The sequence below is a fragment of the Brucella haematophila genome, assembly GCF_005938105.1.
Lineage (GTDB): Bacteria > Pseudomonadota > Alphaproteobacteria > Rhizobiales > Rhizobiaceae > Brucella > Brucella haematophila.
Genome location: NZ_VCPE01000001.1, coordinates 189,303 through 208,254 on the forward strand (window position 1 = coordinate 189,303; position 18,952 = coordinate 208,254).

The following is an 18,952-nucleotide window of genomic DNA, read 5'->3' on the forward strand; positions in this document are numbered from 1 at the left end:
CGGGAAATTTCGCTCGCAAGCACTGGAGCGATTTGTTACTGCATAATTCTCGAAATCGAAACCGATTTGCGAACAGATTTATACGGCGTTTTCGTTCCAGACATTCCTTTGCCTGCTTTCGACGGTGCAAGGTGACACGGAAACGCTGCTGAGAGGCCAATACCAGATGACTAAAGACGACGATAATAAGGGCGGCAAGCCGCCTCATGGCCGTAACGGACGCCCCGGTGGCGCCGGCGGCGGGCGCTCGGGTGGCTCCAAGGGTGGTTCGGGACGATTTGATCGTTCTGATCGCCCCGAACGTTCCGACCGATCCGATCGCCCGGGCCGTGACAGCCGCCCGCGCCGCGATGATGGCGACCGGGACGATGCACGCCGCGCTGGTCCGCGCCGGGGTGCCCCGCGCGACGTGGAAGTCGAAGAGGATACGAGCGAACGTATTGCCAAGCGTCTGGCGCGTGTCGGCATCGCTTCGCGCCGCGAAGCCGAAACGATGATCGCTGCTGGGCGTATCGCGGTAAACGGCAAGGTGCTGGATAGCCCTGCGGTCAATGTGAAGCGCACCGACGTCATCACCGTCGACGGCAAGCCGCTGAAGCAGGCTGAACGCACCCGCCTGTGGCTTTACCACAAGCCTGCCGGTCTCGTGACCACCAATCGCGATCCGGAAGGTCGCCCGACCGTGTTCGATGCACTGCCAGCTGAAATGCCGCGTGTGCTGTCGGTTGGTCGTCTCGACATCAATACCGAAGGACTTCTGCTGCTCACCAATGATGGCGGGCTGTCGCGGGTTCTGGAACTGCCGTCTACCGGCTGGCTGCGCCGTTATCGCGTGCGCGCCCATGGCAAGGTTACGCAGCCACAGCTCGATGAACTGAAGAACGGTATCGCTGTCGATGGCGTGTTCTATGGCAGCATCGAAGCCGAGCTTGAACGCGTTCAGGGCGCGAATGTCTGGATCAATATCGGTCTGCGCGAAGGCAAGAACCGTGAAGTGAAGAACATTCTCGGCGCGCTCGGTCTGACCGTCGGCCGCCTGATCCGCGTATCCTTTGGCCCGTTCCAGCTTGGTGATCTTGAAGAAGGCGCTGTGCGCGAAATCAAGGGCCGCACGCTGCGCGACCAGCTTGGCGACAAGCTGGTTGAGGATTCCGGTGCCGATTTCGATGCGCCGATCTTCAACGAGTTCTCCAATGCCGCCGTGCAGGGCCGCACCCGTCGCGAGATGGAAGAAGCCCAACCGGAGCAGGAAGGCGAAACCCGCCGCGCACCACGTGAGCGCGAATGGATTTCCAGCCGTCCAGAACGTCGTCGCGGACGCGAAGACAAGACGGAGAAGGTTGAACCGCGCCGTCGCGGCAACGCCAATGTCTGGATGGCGCCCGGTGCGCGTCCAAAGGGTGAAAAGGCCGCTGCCAAGCCTGCGCGCGTCGAACATCAGGTGCCGCATCGCGGCGCAAAGTTCAGCGGCGACATGCAGGTGCGTCCGCGTCGTTCGGACGATGCCGAGCAGGGTCGCGACGAGGGTGGCGAACGCCGTTACAACAAGCGTTCGGAAGGCCCGCGTTCAAGCGGTCCGCGTGCTGGTGGCAAGCCGGGAGCGGAAGGCCGCTCTTACGGCGCTCGTTCTGAGGGCCCGCGTTTTGAAGGTTCGCGCTCTGAAGGCGGACGTCCGGAAACGCGCGAAAAGCGTGAAGACGGTCACAAGGAACGTCGCCCCGGCAAGCGCGAGCGCGCCGAGCTGCGCGATGCCGCTTCCGGTGAGCGCTCGCAGGGTGGTTTTGAGGGTCGCAAGACGTTCAAATCCGATAAGCCATACAAGTCCGACAAGCCGGGCGGTGCACGTGGCGAGGGTCGCTTCGGCGGTTCCGATCGCGATACGCGTTCGGGCGCACGCAGCGGTGCCGGTCCACGCAGTTTCAGCGATGGTCCACGTCGTGGACCTGACGGCGGAAAGCCAGCAGGTAAATCGGGCGGTAAGCCAGGCGGACGCCCGGGTGGCAAGCCTAGCGGCGGGAAGCCAGGTGGCGGCGGTGGCAGATCGGGAGGCGGCGGTGCGGATCGTCGGCGGTAAGTTTCGCGGTCGCCCGCTTGTAACACCGTCCACCAACGCCATTCGCCCCACCACGGACCGCACGCGCGAGAGCCTGTTTAATGTTCTCGCGCACAGCTTCCCCGACAAGGTGGAAGGTGCGCGTGTGCTTGATCTATTCGCAGGCACCGGCGCGCTCGGTCTTGAAGCCCTTTCGCGCGGTGCGCGTTACGCGACCTTCGTGGAGGAATCCGCGGAAGGCCGTGGGCTTTTGCGCCAGAATGTCGAGGCGCTTGGCCTGCAAGGTCATACGAAGATTCTCCGGCGTGACGCCTGCCAGCTTGGCATTGTCGGCACGATGGAGCCGTTCGATCTGATCTTCGCCGATCCGCCTTATGGACGGCGCATGGGAGAAAAAGCATTTTTGTCGGCGCTTCAGGGCGGCTGGCTTAATCCTGACGCACTTTTGGTGCTTGAAGAGGCAGCTGAAGCTTCGCTTGAGCTAGACGAACAATTTGTTGTGCTTGACGAGCGCAACTATGGCGGCACAATCATTCGGCTCATCCAGCTCAAAGCCGATTGAGATGATTTGCAGCGGTGTTTGCCGCCGCGTTCTTTTTGTTCGGCGACGGTGTCGCCGATATTGATTTGAAGCATGCCGCCCGGAAAGGCCGGGCGGAAATGAAACCGATTGGAGATGTCGCTTGGTGAATAACACCTCCCTCCGACGCCTGTTGTTATCGACCGCTCTTGGTTTCGCGCTGGCTTTGCCGCTCGCAACCGGCTCCGTTGAAGCTCAAAATCAACCAGCCACCCAAACTGATGCCGCTAAGCCGGCCCCTGCGCCGCAAGCGCAAGGCGATCAGGCCGCTCTGCCTGAAATTACCCAGTCTGACGGTGTCAGCAATTTCACCTTGCCCAATGGCCTGAAAGTCGTGGTCATCCCTGATCATCGCGCGCCGGTGGTGACGCAGATGATCTGGTATCACGTTGGCTCGGCTGATGAAGTGGCGGGTGTTTCCGGCATTGCGCATTTTCTTGAACATCTGATGTTCAAGGGCACGAAGACCCACCCGGCAGGTGAGTTTTCGTCCAAGGTCGCCTCGATCGGCGGCGAGGAAAACGCTTTCACCTCTTATGACTACACCGCCTATTACCAGCGGGTTTCGCCAGAAGCGCTGGAAATGATCATGGGTTTTGAGTCGGACCGGATGGAAAATCTGGTTCTGAACGAGGAAGCCGTGACGACCGAGCGCGAGGTCATTCTGGAAGAACGGCGCATGCGCGTTGATTCCAACCCCGCTGCGATGCTGAGCGAGAACACCGATGCCGTGCTCTTCTACAACCACCCCTATCGCAAGCCGGTTATCGGCTGGCGTCAGGAAATGGAAAAGCTGAGCCTCAAGAACGCCATCGACTTTTATCAGCAATATTACACCCCGAACAACGCCACGCTGGTCATCGCCGGTGACGTGACGCCGGAACGCGTGCGTGAACTGACGCTCAAGACCTGGGCCAATGTGCCGAAGCGCGCTGAAGTTCTGCCGTGCGACCGCCCGCAGGAACCCGAAAAACATGCGGCCCGCGTGGTGACGCTGCATGATGCGCGCATCAGCACGCCGTCGTTCCGCATGTCCTGGCTGGTTCCGTCCTATGCCAATGAAAAGCGGTTCCCCGATGTGAAGCCGGGTGATGCGCCGGCACTTGATCTGTTGGGTGAAATTCTCGGCGGTTCGTCCCGTTCGCGCCTCTATCAGACGCTGATCGTCAAGAACAATATCGCCGCCAATACGGGTGCGACCTATAGCGGTGACGCGCTCGATGACGGCACATTCTCCGTCTACGGCGCGCCGCGCGACGGCGCAACGCTGGGCGATGCCGAGAAGGCGGTGGAAGCCGAACTGGCGCGGATCGTCAAGGACGGCGTGACCCAGACCGAACTGGATCAGGCGCGCAACCGCTTCCTGAAGGCGGTGATTTTTGCCCGTGACAGCCAGGCTGGTATGGCGCGGATTTATGGTTCGACGCTTTCGGTCGGCCAGTCGGTTGAAGATATCCAGAAATGGCCGGATCTCATCAAGTCCGTGACGGTCGATCAGATTCGTGACGTGGCGGAGCGATATCTCGTCAAGGACCAGTCGGTGACCAGTTATCTTCTGCCACCGAATGCCGAGCCGGAAAATGCCCGTGAGAACCCCAACGCGCCCGCAAACGGTGCCAGCGGCAATGGTGCAGAGGGAGCGATCCAGTGAAGACCATGATCATGCTGAACTTCAAACGCGTTTTTGCTTCTCGCGGTCCGCGTTCGCTCGCAAGCGCTCTGGTCGCATCCATGGCGCTTCTCATGATTTGCGCGCTGCCGGCGCGCGCCATCGAGATACAGGAAGTCGTTTCGCCAAAGGGCATCCGCGCCTGGCTGGTGGAGGACAATTCGGTGCCGCTGGTTTCCATGCGCTTCTCGTTCAAGGGTGGCACGTCGCAGGATCCGGCTGGCAAGGAAGGCCTCGCCAATCTGATGACCGGTCTGTTCGATGAAGGCGCCGGTGATCTCGATTCTGATGCGTTTCAGGAGCGGATCGATAATCTGGGCGCGGAAATGAGTTTCACTGCCACGCAGGATGCTGTTGCTGGCGGTGTTCGCATGCTGGCCGAAAATCGCGATGCGGTGACCGATCTGGTGGCGCTGGCGGTGAACAAGCCGCGCTTCGACCAGCCTGCCGTTGACCGCATTCGCAGCCAGGTCGTGGCAAGCATTGAGGCGGCGCAGCGCAATCCCGGCACCATCGCATCGCGCCGTTTTGCCGAAGTGCTTTATGGCAACCATCCTTATGCGCGGCCAGATGAAGGTACGGTCAAATCGCTTCAGGCGATCACCCGCGACGATCTCGTGGCGTTCCATCGCAAGAATTTTGCCCGCGACCGGCTGATCGTCGGCGTGGTCGGTTCCATCAACGCCAAGGATCTTGGCGTGATGCTCGACAAGGTGTTCGGCGATCTGCCCGCAGCGGCGGAACTGGTTCCGGTGCCTGATGTCAAGCTGGCTCTCGGCACCACCACCAGCCTTTCCTTCGATATGCCCCAGACGTCGATCCGGTTTGTCTATCCGGCAATCCCGCGCAAGGATCCGGACTTCTTCGCCGCTTATCTGATGAACCACATTCTGGGTGGCGGCTTCACCTCGCGGCTTTATGCCGAAGTGCGTGAAAAGCGCGGTCTCGCCTATTCGGTTTCTTCGCAGCTGGTGTTGCACGACCACGTGTCCGCTTTGGCGATCTCCACGGCGACGCGCCCGGAGAAGGCGCAGGACTCGCTCAAGATCATTCGCGAGCAGGTGGCTGCCATGGCTAGTGACGGTCCGACCGAGGCAGAGCTTGCCGCCGCAAAGAGTTTCCTCAAGGGATCCTATGCGGTGAACAATCTCGATTCTTCGGGAGCCATTGCGGAAACGCTGGTCAGCTTGCAGGATGCGGGACTACCGCGTGATTATATCGACAAGCGTTCGGTGCTTATCGATGCCGTGACGCTCGATCAGGTCAAGGCCATTGCCAAGAAGCTTCTCGAAGCCGAACCGGCGATATTGATTTACGGACCCGCTAAGAGTTGAGGCTCTGCGATATTCGGGCAATGGCGGCCTGCAAATGGCGTGGTTTGAGTTTATGCGTATGATCTCGTCCGAAAAGTCTGCAACTTTTCGGGATCATACGACTTCCGGTGCTCATGTACTTTAAGTACACTCCGCTCCTGTTCTCAAACCTCACCATTTTCGGCCCTCCATAGCCCGATCTCATCAGAGCCTAAGGCGCCTCTCAAGAGGATAAAATGTTGGATAATGCCATGCCATCCACGCCCCGCATTGCCGTCGCTTTCGGCGGTGGCGGAGCGCGGGGCATTGCGCATCTGCATATCATCGAAGCTCTCGATGAGCTGGGCATCAAGCCTGTCGCCATTGCCGGGTCGTCCATCGGATCGATTGTCGGCGCTGGCATGGCGAACGGCATGAGCGGCAAGGAAATACATGACTATATGGCGGCGATCTTTAATCGCCGTTCAGAAGTGGCGCGCCGCATGTGGCAGACGCGTCCATCCCGCTGGGTCGAGTTGTTAAAGGGCGGCTTTCGTGTCAGCCAGTTCAACATCGAGAAGATCATCGATGTGTTTCTGCCCGCATCGCTGCCGGACAAGGTCGAAGATCTCAAGATTCCGATGAGCATCACTGCGGCAGATTTCCACGCCGCGAAGGAAGTTCAGATCGTCGATGGGGATTTGCGTTCTGCAATCGCCGCTTCCTGTGCCATCCCCCCGGTCTTTGCGCCTGTGCGCCGCAATGGCCGCATTCTGGTCGATGGCGGCCTGTTCAACCCGGTGCCGTTCGATCTGCTTTTCGACAAGGCGGATATCGTCATCGGCATTGATGTTGTAGGCGCGCCGCCCGGTGACGACGATTATATGCCGACGACATTCGAAGCAGTTATTGGCGGCAATCAGCTCACCATGTGCTCGATCATCGAGAACAAGTTCCGCATTCGGCCACCGCATATTTTCCTGCGACCGGATGTCGGCCGGATCGGGCTGCTCGATTTCCTGAAATTCGATCAGATACTCACCCAGAGCGTCGGTGTTCGCGAAGAGCTGAAACAGGCCCTCGATCGCATTATCGAGGGCGATAATCTTCCGACACTGTCTTAGATAGCCACCTTATTCGGCGGGAATTGCATCTTCCATCGTATCATCATTGGCGGCAGGCGACGGCGCATCGACCGTTTTGTCGATACGCTGGCCTTCGCGCGTTGGCTTGACCAGAGGTTCAGGCGTGACCGGCTTGTTGAACAGCAAATGCCGTCCGGCCATGATGCCTTCAGAGGCCTGCACATGCAGGCGATCCTCATCGCGCTGGCGCACATCCTCGCGGATGGCATAGGCGCTATTTTCCGCCATGCCCAGACCTTCCAGCGCGCGCTGACCGAAGAGCAGACCGGATTCGAAGGTTTCGCGCAGCTCGTATTCCACGCCCTGCGCCCGCAGCTGCAAAGTATGCTCGCGATCATAGGAGCGCACAAACAGGCGCACATCCGGATAGTCCGACTGGATCAGATTGACGATATGGTTCGTCGTTTCCTTGTTGTGGGTACAGACCGCAACGATCTTGGCCTTGCGGATGCCGGAAGCTTCGAGCACGTCCTTGCGGGTGCCGTCGCCGAAATAGATGCGGAAACCGAACTTGCCAGCGGCGCGCACACGGTTGGGCGACTTGTCGATCACCGTCACGTCGATGCCGCCCGCCAGCAGGATCTGCGATGCAATCTGGCCGTAACGGGAAAAGCCGATCATCAACACGTCGGAACCCGCACCTTCGAAATCCTCTTCGATTTCATCGACGGGCTTGTCCTTGATCAGAAGCTTCGAGCCGATGGCCACGGAAAGCGGGGTGAGCGCCATGGACACGGTGACAGCCGCCACCAGTTCGGAGCCAAGGGCGCTAGAGATGATTGCGGCGGCGGAAGCAGCCGAAAACAGCACGAAGGCGAACTCGCCGCCCTGCGGCAGCAGGAAGGCGATGCGCACGGCATCATTATGGCTGGACCGGAAGATGCGGCAGAGCACATAGATGACGGCGATCTTCGCCGCCATGAAAACCGGCACGGCCAGAAGGATCGTCTTCCAATATTCGAGAATCACACTGAGATTGAGCGACAGGCCCACAGCGACAAAGAACAGGCCGAGGAAAATACCACGGAACGGTTCGATATCGGCTTCCAACTCGTGGCGATAGGAGGACTCGGCCAATAGCACGCCAGCGATGAACGCGCCCATGGCCATGGACAGACCGGCTGCCTGCAACAATCCCGCCGATCCCAGCACGACGAACAGGGCAGCAGCAATCATGACCTCGCGCGCACCGGTATTGGCGATGATCCGGAACATCGGATTGATCAGATAGCGCCCGGCAATGACGAGTGCAGCAATGGCGGCTACTGCCGTTGCCAGATGAAAGCCCGCGCTTGCCTGCGAAGGCTCATTGGGCGACAGGGCGGGAATAATCGCCAGAATTGGAACGATGGCGAGATCCTGAAACAAGAGGATCGCGAAGGCGCGCTGTCCGTGCTTCTGGTTGGTCTCGGCGCGATCTTCCAGCACCTGCATGGCGAAGGCTGTCGAAGACAGGGCCAGACCGAAACCGATAATGATTGCAGCTTCCGGGTTTAGGCCTGCCAGATAGATTCCGAGCCCCGTCAGAACCGCGCCGCACAAGAGAACCTGCGCCGCGCCCAGCCCGAAGATCGCATGACGCAGCGCCCAGAGCCGCGACGGCTTCAGTTCGAGGCCGATGATGAAGAGCAGGAACACCACGCCCAGCTCGGAAAAGTGCAGGAATTCCTCACCGTCGGCGATGAGGCGCGCAACGGGTCCGATCGTGATGCCGGCAGCCAGATAGCCCAGCACTGTGCCAAGCCCCAGACGCTTGAACAGCGGCGCGGCGATGATGGCACCGCCAAGGATCATTAGGGCCTGTAGGTAGAGATTTCCACCGGTCGGAATCATGCTGCGCGCTCTTGTGGTTCGGAGACGGACGGGTCTCGCGACTTGAGGATTTGGAGAAATGTGGACGGGCCTGCCTTGATGCCCCTCGATTTCGGCAATATAGAAACAAGATATGGCTGCAATCAGCCCGATGTCGACCAAATTGACGATATTTTTTTAGCAAGTCCCGGTCACGACCCGTTGCACATTGCAATGTCCGGTCAGGCGGAGGCGAGCTTGCCAAAGCGGGATTGTGCAATGATTTCAGATAATTCGGCGGGAAAGCTGGTCGAGCGTGCGGCCCAGTTGGTGAAAGCTGCCGAACGTGCGGGCGCCGATCATGCTGACGCTGTCGTGATGCGTGCCCGCTCTGTCAGCGTCTCGGTGCGGCTTGGCAAGGTTGAGGGAACCGAATCGTCGGAGAGCGACGATTTTGCGCTGCGCGTTTTTGTCGGACGGCGGATCGCCAGTGTTTCCGCCAATGCGGGCGCCGATCCCGACCGTCTGGCGGAGCGCGCCGTCGCCATGGCGCGCGTTGCACCGGAAGATCCCTATGAACAGCTTGCCGATCCGGCGCTGCTGGTGAAGTCGCCGCGCGATCTTGATCTTTACGACACGACCGAAATCGATACGGAACGTCTGACGCAGGATGCGCTGGCGGCAGAAGCGGCGGCGCTCGCGGTCAAAGGCGTGACGAATTCCGGCGGCGCGGGCGCATCGCGCAGTCTGGGCGGGCTGGTGCTTGTCACCTCCACCGGCTTTGCCGGTCATTATGCCGCCACGCGTTTCGGACGGTCGGTTTCGGCCATTGCGGGCGAAGGCACAAAGATGGAGCGCGACTATGATTTCAGCTCGCGGCTGCATTTTGCCGATCTTGATACGCCAGACGCCATCGGGCGTCGCGCCGGGGAGCGCGCGGTGCGCAGGCTCGGCGCACGGCAGGCGAAGACCGGACCGGTCACGGTGGTTTATGATCCGCGGCTGGCGCGGGGCATCGCCGGGCATCTGGCGAGCGCTATCAATGGCGCTTCGGTTGCACGCAAGACGAGCTTTCTGCGCGACAGTCTGGGCAAGCAGATATTGAAGCAGGGCATCACGGTGACAGATAATCCGCTGCGTATGCGCGGATCGTCGTCCCGTCCCTTCGACGGCGAAGGCATTGAGGGGCAGCCATTGACCATGGTTGAAGACGGCGTGCTCAAGCACTGGCTGTTGTCCGGTTCCAGCGCCCGCGAACTGGGCCTGACCGGCAACGGACGCGGTGTGCGCTCCGGTTCCGGTGTTTCGCCTGCCTCGACCAATTTTGCCATTGAGCCGGGCACGCAATCGCCGGAAGATCTCATCCGCGCTGTTGGCACGGGTTTCTATGTGACGGAAGTTTTCGGCCAGGGCGTCGATATGATCACCGGCCAGTATAGCCGCGGCGCTTCCGGCTTCTGGATCGAAAATGGCGAACTTGCCTATCCGGTCAGCGAAGTCACCATCGCGTCGAACCTGAAGGACATGTTCCTCAATCTGACACCGGCGTCGGATATCGACCGCAATTTCGGGATGACTGCGCCGACCCTCGTAATCGAAGGCATGACACTTGCCGGAAACTGACAAACACAGCGAAACGCGTGAAGAGCTGGCGCTGTTGCGCGATGCAGCCCGTGAAGCCGGGCGCATCGCGATGCGCTATTTCGGGCGCTCGCCTGAAGTCTGGTTGAAGGATGGTCATTCGCCGGTCAGCGAGGCCGACCTGGCAGTTGATCGCTATCTGAAAGACGTGCTTCTGACGGCGCGGCCTGATTATGGCTGGATTTCCGAAGAAACCGGCGACGAGCGCGCCAAGGCAAAGCGGCGGCGGGCTTTCGTCGTCGACCCTATCGACGGCACCCGCGCTTATATTGCCGGTCAGGACCAGTGGTGCGTGAGCATCGCGATTGTCGAGGATGGCAGGCCGATTGCCGGGGTTCTGGTATGCCCGGTTCGCAAAGAACTGATCGAGGCCGGGCACGGACTTGGCGCGGTGCAAAATGATGCGCCGATCCACGTCAAATTGCCGCCGGAAGGCGAGAAGGTCACCATCGCTTCGGCGCGCAACATGACCGCCGCGCTGCCGGAAAAATGGCGTGACAGGGTCAAGCTGCACGCCTATGTGCCGTCGCTCGCCTATCGTATTGCGATGGTGGCGCGGGGCGAGATCGCTGGCACCTTCATTCGGCCAAATTCGCATGATTGGGATCTGGCTGCAGCCGATCTCATCTTGAGTGAGTCGGGCGGGGCTATTCTGACAAACGATGCTCTTCCGCTCATTTATGGCGGTCCGACGCGGAGCCATGGGGCTCTTGTCGCGGCCAGCGGGAATTTGCTGCGTGAAATGTTGAGTGTTGTCGCGGAGTGACCGTTGGGTTAATCATGCCGCGAACCAAAATTGTTCAGGGATTATTGTCATGAGTGTCGAAGGCGACAAAAAGCAGCTTCTTCATCTGGTGTTCGGCGGCGAGCTGTCGAAGCTCGGGACCGTGCAGTTCCGCGATCTCGAAAACCTCGATATCGTCGGCATCTATCCCAACTACGAATCCGCAAAGACCGCCTGGAAGGCCAAGGCCCAGCAGACCGTCGACAACGCCCATATGCGTTATTTCATCGTGCACCTGCATCGGTTGCTCGATCCCGAAGGTGTGACGCTGCAGGCGGACTGAGCAGTTTGCCCGGTCCAGACCAACATACAACCGAAGGCGAAGAGCGTCCGGTCCAGTCAGCGGTAGAACCCGTCAGGCGCAAGAAAAAAGACGGCTTTGCGAAGCGTCTTTGGAAACGCGTGCGCGGGCCGCTGACGCAGTCGGCTGTCGTCAAAACGATATTGGTCTGGCTGATTACGAGCTATTTCAAGCTCGTCTATTACACCAATACACGTCTGGAAGGATCGGCCGACCCGCAGGCGCTGGTCGGCAAGGATGATCCTTTCATCGTGACCTTCTGGCACGGCCAGCACCTCATGGGGCCATTCATCTGCCCCAAGGGGATCGAACTCGTTGCCATGTTCTCGCGCAGCGCCGATGCGGAGCTGAATGCCCGCGTGGCGGAAAAGCTGGGGCTGATGACGGTGCGCGGTTCCGGCGGACGCAGTTCACGTGCGAAGCCGGAAAAGGGCGGTGCGCGTGCGCTCCTCACCTTGAAGAACGCGCTGAAAAAAGGACAGTCGGCATCGATCATCGCCGACATTCCCCATGGCACGCCGCGTGAGGCGGGCGAGGGGATCATTTTGTTGGCGAAATTGTCCGGGCGACCAATCATTCCGGTTGCTTATGCCTTCTCAAGAAACCATGTTTTGGAGAAGTCGTGGGACAAGACGACGATTCCACTGCCTTTTGGACGGTCGGTTGTTGTGCGCGCCGACAATGTCTGGGTGGATGCCGACGCCGATGAAACGCAACTGGAAGAAAAACGCATGGAACTGACGCGCCTGCTGAACGATGCCACGGAGCGCGCCCATGCGGCATTGGAGAAAGCGAAATGAGCGAACGCTGGGCGCGCAATCTATTGTCAGCCTATCGTATGTTCGGCTCCGCCGCCTATCCCTTCATGGGGCCTTACATTGCCTATCGCGCATCGCGCGGCAAGGAAGAGCGGCAGCGTCGCGGTGAGCGTTATGGCAAGTCAGCTGTCGCCCGCCCGCAGGGGCCGGTCATCTGGGCCCATGCCGCCAGCGTTGGCGAAAGCGTCGCCATTACACCGCTGATCGAAAGCATTGCCGCAACCGGCATTCATATCGTGATGACGACGGGCACAGTGACGTCCGCAAAGCTTGTGGCCGATCAGCTGGGCTCCAAGGTCATCCATCAATATGCGCCGCTCGACCTGCAACCGGCGGTCAATAATTTCCTCAATCACTGGAAGCCGGACCTCGCCATTGGCTGCGAATCCGAAATCTGGCCCGCAACGGTGCTGTCGCTCGGTGGTCGTCATATTCCGCAGGTGCTGGTCAATGGCCGCATGTCGGATCGCTCTTTTGCCAGATGGCAGAAACGGCCTGCGCTGGCCGAAGCCCTGTTTGAAAATTTCGCACATGTCGTGGCCCAGTCGGAACTCGACGGTGACCGTTTCCGTGCGCTCGGTGCGCGCCCGGTCAGTGTCTCGGGCAATCTGAAAGTCGATACCGTGCCTCCGCCTGCCGATCCGCAGGCCTTGTCCACATTACAGCGGCAGATTGCCGGACGGCGCAGCTGGGCGGCGATCTCCACCCATGACGGCGAAGAGGCAATCGCTGCCGAAGTGCACCAGATGCTGAAGGTACGCTATCCGCATCTCGTGACGATCATCGTGCCGCGTCATCCGGATCGCACGCCTGCAATCGAGGCGATGCTGGCGGAGAAGGGGCTGAAAGTCACCAAGCGCAGCAGCGGCTTGGCCGTAGAAGCGGATACCGATATTCTGCTGGGCGATACGATTGGCGAAATGGGGCTTTATCTCCAGCTGACCGAGATAGCATTCATCGGCAATTCGCTGACCAAGGAAGGCGGACACAATCCGCTGGAACCGGCCATGATGGGCACAGCCGTCCTGACTGGCAAGAATGTGCAGAATTTCCGCGAGTCCTTCCAGCGCCTGATCAAGAACGGCGGCGCACGCATCGTGAAGGACCGGAACATGCTCGCCGGGGCGATCAATTTCCTGTTCAACAATCCGCAGCATCTGCGCGGCATGATCAATGCGGGCGTCAACACCGTCAAGGATATGCGCGGTGCGCTTGACCGTACGCTGGTCGCACTGGAACCTTTCATCCAGCCGCTTGTGTTGCAGGCGCAGTTCCCCGGCAATCGCAACGAGGTTGCCTACGTCCACGGCGGCATCTGATATGGCGAGCGAAGCGCCGCCATTCTGGTGGGAAAAGCCCGACTGGCGGGCAAGATCATTGGCCCCGGCAGCGTGGATTTACGGCTCTATCGCCGGGCGACGCCTGATCCGCTCCGAACCACCGCGGATTAGCCTGCCCGTTCTCTGTATTGGCAATTTCACGGTCGGCGGCGCAGGCAAAACCCCGACGGCAATTGCCTTTGCCAAAGGCGCAAAGGCGCGGGGGCTGAAACCGGGCATCGTCTCACGCGGCTATGGCGGCAGCTATCAGGGCCTGCATGTGGTGGACCCGGGGCACGACAGCGCCCGTTATGTCGGTGATGAACCGCTTTTGCTTGCACGCCATGCGCCGGTTGCGCTTTCTCCTGATCGGGTGAAAGCGGCGCAGTATCTGCAATCGCTCGGCTGCGATTTCATCATCATGGATGACGGGTTCCAAAGTGCGCGTCTTCATGCCGATTTTGCGCTGTTGGTGGTGGATGCGGGGCGGGGGATCGGCAATGGCCGTGTTATCCCGGCAGGTCCGTTGCGTGCGCCGCTGACCGACCAGATGCGCAAGACCGATGCGCTGCTGCGGATCGGCAAGGGCGATGCGGCGGATTTCGTGATCCGTCAGGCGGCCCGAGCCGGACGACCGATCTATGAGGCAAAGCTCATTCCATCATCGACGGCAACGGTGGCGGGCCAACGCTGGCTGGCCTTTGCCGGTATCGGCAATCCGGACAAGTTCTATGCAAGTCTTGCCCAGGCAGGCGGTACGATTGCGGAAACGCGCTCGTTTCCTGACCATCACAGCTTCGAGCCTGACGAAATTCGCGATCTGATCGATACGGCCCGCCGCAGCGGTCTGAGCCTGATCACCACGGCGAAGGACCACGTGCGTCTGGCGACCATGGTCGGTGTACCGGCTGAATTTCTGTCGAAACTGGCGGTTCTTGATATCGATCTGAAATTTGAGCGCTCGGACGCGCTCAATCATATCCTCGATACGGTGATCGAGCGCTTTAAAAGCCGGTCGTTATAAGTAACTCAGGCCTTCTTGCGGCTGCGCATTTCCGGATTGAACTCAAGCTCGCGCTCGAAGGAAATGTGGCCGGTTGCATAGGCTTCCTGCCGCGCAACGCTCCAGTATTTCAGCTCGTCCAGCGGAATTTGCGCGCCAGTAACGGCACAAAGCACATAGGAACCGTGCTTGACGATTTCATAGTCGCCGTCGAGATAACGCAGGACAGCTTCGGAGGATGAGCGGGGCGATTCAAATCTGTTCATATGTGTAAAACCTTTGCGCTGGATTCTAGCAAGTGCAAACCTTGGCGTCCAGCGGTGCTGGATGAGCAGCTGTAAGAAAAGACATCAACGCCTTCCGAAAAGCCGCTCGATATCGCTCAGCTTCAGTTCGATATAGGTCGGGCGTCCGTGATTGCACGTGCCGGAACCGGGCGTTGCCTCCATTTCGCGCAGCAATGCGTTCATTTCTTCCGGCTTGAGGCGGCGTCCGGAGCGCACCGATCCATGGCAGGCCATGGTGGCCGCGACATGGTTGAGCATGGCCTTCAACCCGTCAGAGGTTTCATGCTCGGCAATCTCGTCAGCCAGATCGCGGATCAGCTGCTGCACATTCATTTCGCCCAGCATGGCTGGCGTCTCGCGCACAGCGATGGCGCCGGGACCGAACTGCTCCACGCCCAACCCGAACCGGGCCAGCGTTTCGGCATGGCTTGCCAGCCGCTCGGCATCTTCTTCGGGCAAATCAACGACTTCCGGGATCAGCAGCATCTGTCCCGGTATCGGGCGGGAATGCAGCGCGTTCTTGAGCGCCTCATAGACCAGCCGTTCATGGGCCGCGTGCTGGTCCACGATGACAAGGCTGTCCTCGGTTTGCGAGACGATGTAATTGGCATGAATCTGTGCTCGGGCAGCGCCCAGCGGCTTTTGCTGCAACTCGACCGGGGCTTCGCTCATCGTCGCGCGCGCATCGGCTGTCGGAATGTTTACGACGTCGATTGTCGCCTGCTCGCTTTCGTGAAACGCGGATGCATTGCCGAAATCGAGGGGCCCCAGATCGAGAGGCCGGTGCGCCGGATGTGCGGTCTGGGGTGACCATTCGCTTCGAGGCGTGGGTCGGTCAGTTCGCCAGCTCGTGGAGGCATAGCTGCTGGATGCGGCGTGCGCGCTTGACGAGGGCTGTGGTTGAAACCCTTCTGCGCGAAAGGCTTGCAACATGGCTTCCGCACCGCTGGTTGCCGGGCGGATGCCGGATTGGGCCAGCGCTTGCTTGATCGCGCCGACGATGAGACCACGCACCAGACCGGGATCGCGGAAACGGACATCGGCCTTGGCCGGATGCACATTCACATCGACCAGTGCCGGATCGAGCGTCAGAAACAGCACCGCGACCGGATGGCGGTCTCGGGCAATGACATCGGCATAGGCCCCGCGCAGCGCGCCAAAAATCTGCTTGTCGCGCACCGGGCGACCATTCACATAAGCGAACTGGTGCTGCGCATTGCCGCGATTGTGGGACGGTATGCCGACAAATCCAGCGAGTCGCACGCCGTCACGCTCTGCATCAATGGCCAGCGCGTTTTCGCCGAAATCCTGACCCAGAACCTGCCCGATGCGTTCCAGCGTGGCATCGGCGCCCGTGCCGGTCGCAGGCATTTCCAAAGGCGAGCGGTCGGTGCCTGACAGCGAAAAGCGCACATGCGGAAAGGCAATGGCGATGCGCTTCAGCACATCTGTGATGGCGGAAGCTTCGGCGCGGTCGGTCTTCATGAATTTAAGACGGGCGGGCGTCGCATAAAACAGGTCGCGCACTTCGGCTATCGTGCCGCGATTGAGTGCGGCAGGGCGCGGGCCTTCGAGATGCCCGCCAGAAACGGAAACCTCGAAACCGGCATCCGCGTCCTGCGGACGCGATTTCAGCGTCAGCTTGGCGACTGAGCCGATGGAGGGCAGGGCTTCGCCGCGAAAGCCGAGCGCTCGAATATCGTGCACGTCGTCGGAAAGTTTGGATGTGCAATGGCGCGAAACTGCAAGCGGCAGCTCATCAGCGGGAATGCCGGAGCCGTTGTCGGTGACGCGCAGCAGCGTCTTGCCGCCGCCGCCGGTCACAACCTCGATGCGGGTCGCGCCAGCGTCGATGGCATTCTCGACAAGTTCCTTGATCACGCTGGCGGGCCGTTCGATGACCTCGCCTGCCGCGATCTGGTTGATGATGGTTTCGCTTAAGTGTCGAATGGGCATGCGGCGATTATAGGCAGATTCGCAGGCCGCGGTAATAGCACCGGGCAGCTTCTGAACCGAACCTTTGAAACCGCAGGACTGATGCCTGCGGTTTGCTGTGGAACAGCGTCAGGCCGCCTGAGCTTCAGCCTCTTTGTTGAGGCCGAGCTGAATTGCGGGTGCAGGGTATCCAAGCAGGAAGCCTTGCACCTGATTGCAGCCTTCTTCTTGCAGAATATCCATCTGCGACTGCGTTTCGACACCTTCGGCCAGCACGGGAATATCGAGGCTTTGGCCGAGCGCCAGAATGGCGCGCACGAAGGCCTTTGACTGCACATTCTGTTCCAGATCGGTGACGAAGCTGCGGTCGAGCTTGATCTTGTCGAAGGGGAAAGAGCGCAGCGTCGCCAGCGACGAATAGCCGGTGCCAAAATCGTCAATCGCGATGCTGACCCCAAGCGCCTTGATCTCCCGCAAGATATGCAGGGCGCGGGCCTGATCGCGAATGATCGCGCTTTCGGTTACTTCCAGTTCCAGAAGTCGCGGCGACAGACCGGTCTCGGTCAGGATATCCTGAACCGTTTCCACGAGGCCGGTATGGCTGAGCTGTAGCGGGGAAATATTGACCGCGATCCTGCGGGCAACGGGCCAGCTTGCCGCTTCCCGGCAGGCCGCACGCAACACCCATTCGCCAAGCTGAGTAATGACGCCGGATTCCTCGGCTATCGGAATGAACACGGTTGGCGGAACCAGACCCTGCACGGGATGACGCCAGCGCAGCAGAACTTCATATCCCGATACGCCGCCATCCTTCATGCTGCGTTGCACCTGGAAATTCAGGAAGAACTGGTTTTCGTCAATAGCCGTCCAGATGTCGCGGGCCAGCGCTGCGCGCTTGCGTGCCGCTTCATCCATGCTGCTTTCATAGTAACAGATCTTGTCTTCAATGCTCTGCTTGGCGCGGTACATCGCCATGTCCGCATTGGACAACAGCTTTTCCACATCGTCGGCATCGGTCGGATAGATCGCGATACCAAGGCTCGCGCCGGGGCGGACAACGGCATTGCCGAGGTCGACAAGGTCACAAAGCGCGGTATTGAGGCGTGACATGAAGCTGCGCAGGTCGTCTTCGTCCTCAAATGTCTTCAGGGCTGCAAATTCATCGCCGCCAAAGCGACCGATCAGCTCACCGCTTTCCAGATGCTCGGTCATGCGGGTAGAAATCTCGCAGAGCAGTCTGTCACCAGCAGCATGACCATAGAGGTCGTTGACTTCCTTGAAGCGGTCCAGATCGATGCCGATCAGCGCAATACGATAATGGCCGTTATCGGCATTGATCTTCTCGCGGTTCAGGCGCTCGACAAACTGGGTGCGGTTTGGCAATCCGGTCAGCGAGTCATGGCGGGCGATATGTTGCAGTTGTCGCAAGTTGGACGACTGGACGTGGCTGTCGATCAGATAGCTGGCCAATGCCGTGCAAAGCACGAGCAGGCCAACACCGCCAACCGAAATGGCAAGCGTAAACTTATCGGCCAGCGCGGCCTCTTGCAGATAGTTCATAGGGGTGACGGACAGCGCAGCCATGCCGGTAAAGTGCAGGCTGACGATGGCTGTCGTGAAAGTCAGAACCGCCAGACGGTAAGAGGTCGGGTAGCGCAAGCGCATCAAAACCTGACCGGACAGCGAACCGAAAAATATGGCAAGCACGATGGACGCGTAGAAATAATTCATGTTCCATTCGATCAGCCCATCAACGCGATAAGCCAGCATGCCGATATAGTGCATGGCGGCAATCGAAGCGCCGACCATGGCGCCGCCAATGACCGGGGCGAAACGCGGAAAGCTGCCGGTCATGACCACGAAGCCGATCCCGGTGCCGACAACGGCAATCACCAGCGACAGAATGGTCAGGTCTGGCAGCAGCACGACGGGCGCGCTCGGCTCATAAGCCAGCATGGCCACGAAATGTGTGCTCCAGACGGTCGAGCCTGATGCGATCGCTACAAGAAAATGCCAGCCATAGCGAACAGCACCATGGCATTTCGCTGCCTTGCGGACGAGATTGAGCGTGATCGCTGAACCGATGAGGCAGATCAAGGCTGCCAACGTTGTCAGCCATGCTTCATGTTGCGTGGTGATACAATTGAGAACGGTAATCATGGAGTGGATTGGCCCCGATAGCCCTATTAAACGAGGTCAGGGCATTGAACTGCCCAAAGTGATCGGCTTGGTGCAAATGTCGTTCAGTTCTGACGCGACAGATAAACCTGGCTGTTTAGGTGGTCATTACAAATGCAGAGACTCGATGGAAACCGAGCGGCCGATATACTCAGA

The 18,952-nt window shown here is 59.8% G+C and carries 15 protein-coding genes; 11 read left to right on the plus strand and 4 right to left on the minus strand.

Annotated features, from left to right (window positions below; genetic code table 11):
- Positions 1–166: 166 nt before the first annotated feature.
- From FGI60_RS00900 to FGI60_RS00920, 5 genes are all read left to right on the plus strand, one after another.
- Positions 167–2,074 (plus strand): pseudouridine synthase, encoded by a 1,908-nt coding sequence (locus tag FGI60_RS00900; protein WP_138783529.1) that lies wholly within the window; start codon positions 167–169, stop codon positions 2,072–2,074.
- Positions 2,055–2,615 carry a 16S rRNA (guanine(966)-N(2))-methyltransferase RsmD gene (rsmD, locus tag FGI60_RS00905; protein ID WP_138783836.1) on the plus strand — a complete coding sequence of 187 codons (561 nt, stop codon included), beginning with the start codon at positions 2,055–2,057 and terminating at the stop codon, positions 2,613–2,615. Before FGI60_RS00900 ends, rsmD begins: the two co-directional genes overlap by 20 nt.
- A 124-nt stretch (positions 2,616–2,739) precedes the next feature.
- Complete coding sequence (locus FGI60_RS00910; RefSeq protein WP_138783530.1) at positions 2,740–4,284, plus strand: M16 family metallopeptidase; 1,545 nt, start codon at positions 2,740–2,742, stop codon at positions 4,282–4,284.
- A gap of 11 nt (positions 4,285–4,295) precedes the next feature.
- Complete coding sequence (locus tag FGI60_RS00915; RefSeq protein ID WP_138783837.1) at positions 4,296–5,636, plus strand: M16 family metallopeptidase; 1,341 nt, start codon at positions 4,296–4,298, stop codon at positions 5,634–5,636.
- A 218-nt stretch (positions 5,637–5,854) separates the two neighbouring features.
- The gene (locus tag FGI60_RS00920) at positions 5,855–6,718 is read left to right on the plus strand and encodes a patatin-like phospholipase family protein (RefSeq protein WP_138783838.1); all 864 of its coding nucleotides are present in this window, start codon (positions 5,855–5,857) and stop codon (positions 6,716–6,718) included.
- A 9-nt stretch (positions 6,719–6,727) separates the two neighbouring features.
- On the opposite strand, the gene FGI60_RS00925 is transcribed toward FGI60_RS00920, so the two are convergent.
- Complete coding sequence (locus FGI60_RS00925) at positions 6,728–8,572, minus strand: monovalent cation:proton antiporter-2 (CPA2) family protein (RefSeq protein WP_138783531.1); 1,845 nt, start codon at positions 8,570–8,572, stop codon at positions 6,728–6,730.
- Positions 8,573–8,809: 237 nt separating this feature from the next.
- Here FGI60_RS00925 and FGI60_RS00930 point away from each other — a divergent pair, with 237 nt between their 5' ends.
- The 6 genes from FGI60_RS00930 (at position 8,810) to lpxK (ending at position 14,417) form a co-directional block, all read left to right on the plus strand.
- The gene (locus FGI60_RS00930) at positions 8,810–10,153 is read left to right on the plus strand and encodes a TldD/PmbA family protein (RefSeq protein WP_138783532.1); all 1,344 of its coding nucleotides are present in this window, start codon (positions 8,810–8,812) and stop codon (positions 10,151–10,153) included.
- Positions 10,140–10,937: a 3'(2'),5'-bisphosphate nucleotidase CysQ gene (locus FGI60_RS00935; RefSeq protein ID WP_138783533.1), complete on the plus strand. Its 798-nt coding sequence runs from the start codon at positions 10,140–10,142 to the stop codon at positions 10,935–10,937. The genes FGI60_RS00930 and FGI60_RS00935 overlap by 14 nt, the downstream gene beginning before the upstream one ends.
- A gap of 49 nt (positions 10,938–10,986) precedes the next feature.
- Positions 10,987–11,238 (plus strand): DUF4170 domain-containing protein, encoded by a 252-nt coding sequence (locus FGI60_RS00940; RefSeq protein WP_078338942.1) that lies wholly within the window; start codon positions 10,987–10,989, stop codon positions 11,236–11,238.
- Between the two features lie 119 nt (positions 11,239–11,357).
- Positions 11,358–12,056, plus strand: coding sequence for a lysophospholipid acyltransferase family protein (locus tag FGI60_RS00945; protein WP_078339066.1), 699 nt, complete (start codon positions 11,358–11,360; stop codon positions 12,054–12,056).
- On the plus strand, positions 12,053–13,393 hold the full coding sequence (gene waaA, locus FGI60_RS00950; protein WP_138783534.1) for a lipid IV(A) 3-deoxy-D-manno-octulosonic acid transferase: 1,341 nt from the start codon (positions 12,053–12,055) through the stop codon (positions 13,391–13,393). Before FGI60_RS00945 ends, waaA begins: the two co-directional genes overlap by 4 nt.
- Before the next feature lies 1 nt (position 13,394).
- A complete protein-coding gene (lpxK, locus tag FGI60_RS00955) occupies positions 13,395–14,417 on the plus strand; it encodes a tetraacyldisaccharide 4'-kinase (protein ID WP_138783535.1) in 1,023 nt (340 codons plus the stop codon).
- A gap of 5 nt (positions 14,418–14,422) precedes the next feature.
- Here the strand turns inward: lpxK and FGI60_RS00960 are convergent, their stop codons facing one another.
- From FGI60_RS00960 to FGI60_RS00970, 3 genes are all read right to left on the minus strand, one after another.
- Positions 14,423–14,662: a DUF2093 domain-containing protein gene (locus FGI60_RS00960; RefSeq protein ID WP_078338939.1), complete on the minus strand. Its 240-nt coding sequence runs from the start codon at positions 14,660–14,662 to the stop codon at positions 14,423–14,425.
- Positions 14,663–14,746: 84 nt separating this feature from the next.
- Positions 14,747–16,639, minus strand: coding sequence for a DNA mismatch repair endonuclease MutL (mutL, locus tag FGI60_RS00965; protein WP_138783536.1), 1,893 nt, complete (start codon positions 16,637–16,639; stop codon positions 14,747–14,749).
- 108 nt (positions 16,640–16,747) lie between these two features.
- Positions 16,748–18,778 carry a putative bifunctional diguanylate cyclase/phosphodiesterase gene (locus FGI60_RS00970; protein ID WP_138783537.1) on the minus strand — a complete coding sequence of 677 codons (2,031 nt, stop codon included), beginning with the start codon at positions 18,776–18,778 and terminating at the stop codon, positions 16,748–16,750.
- Between the last annotated feature and the right edge of the window lie 174 nt (positions 18,779–18,952).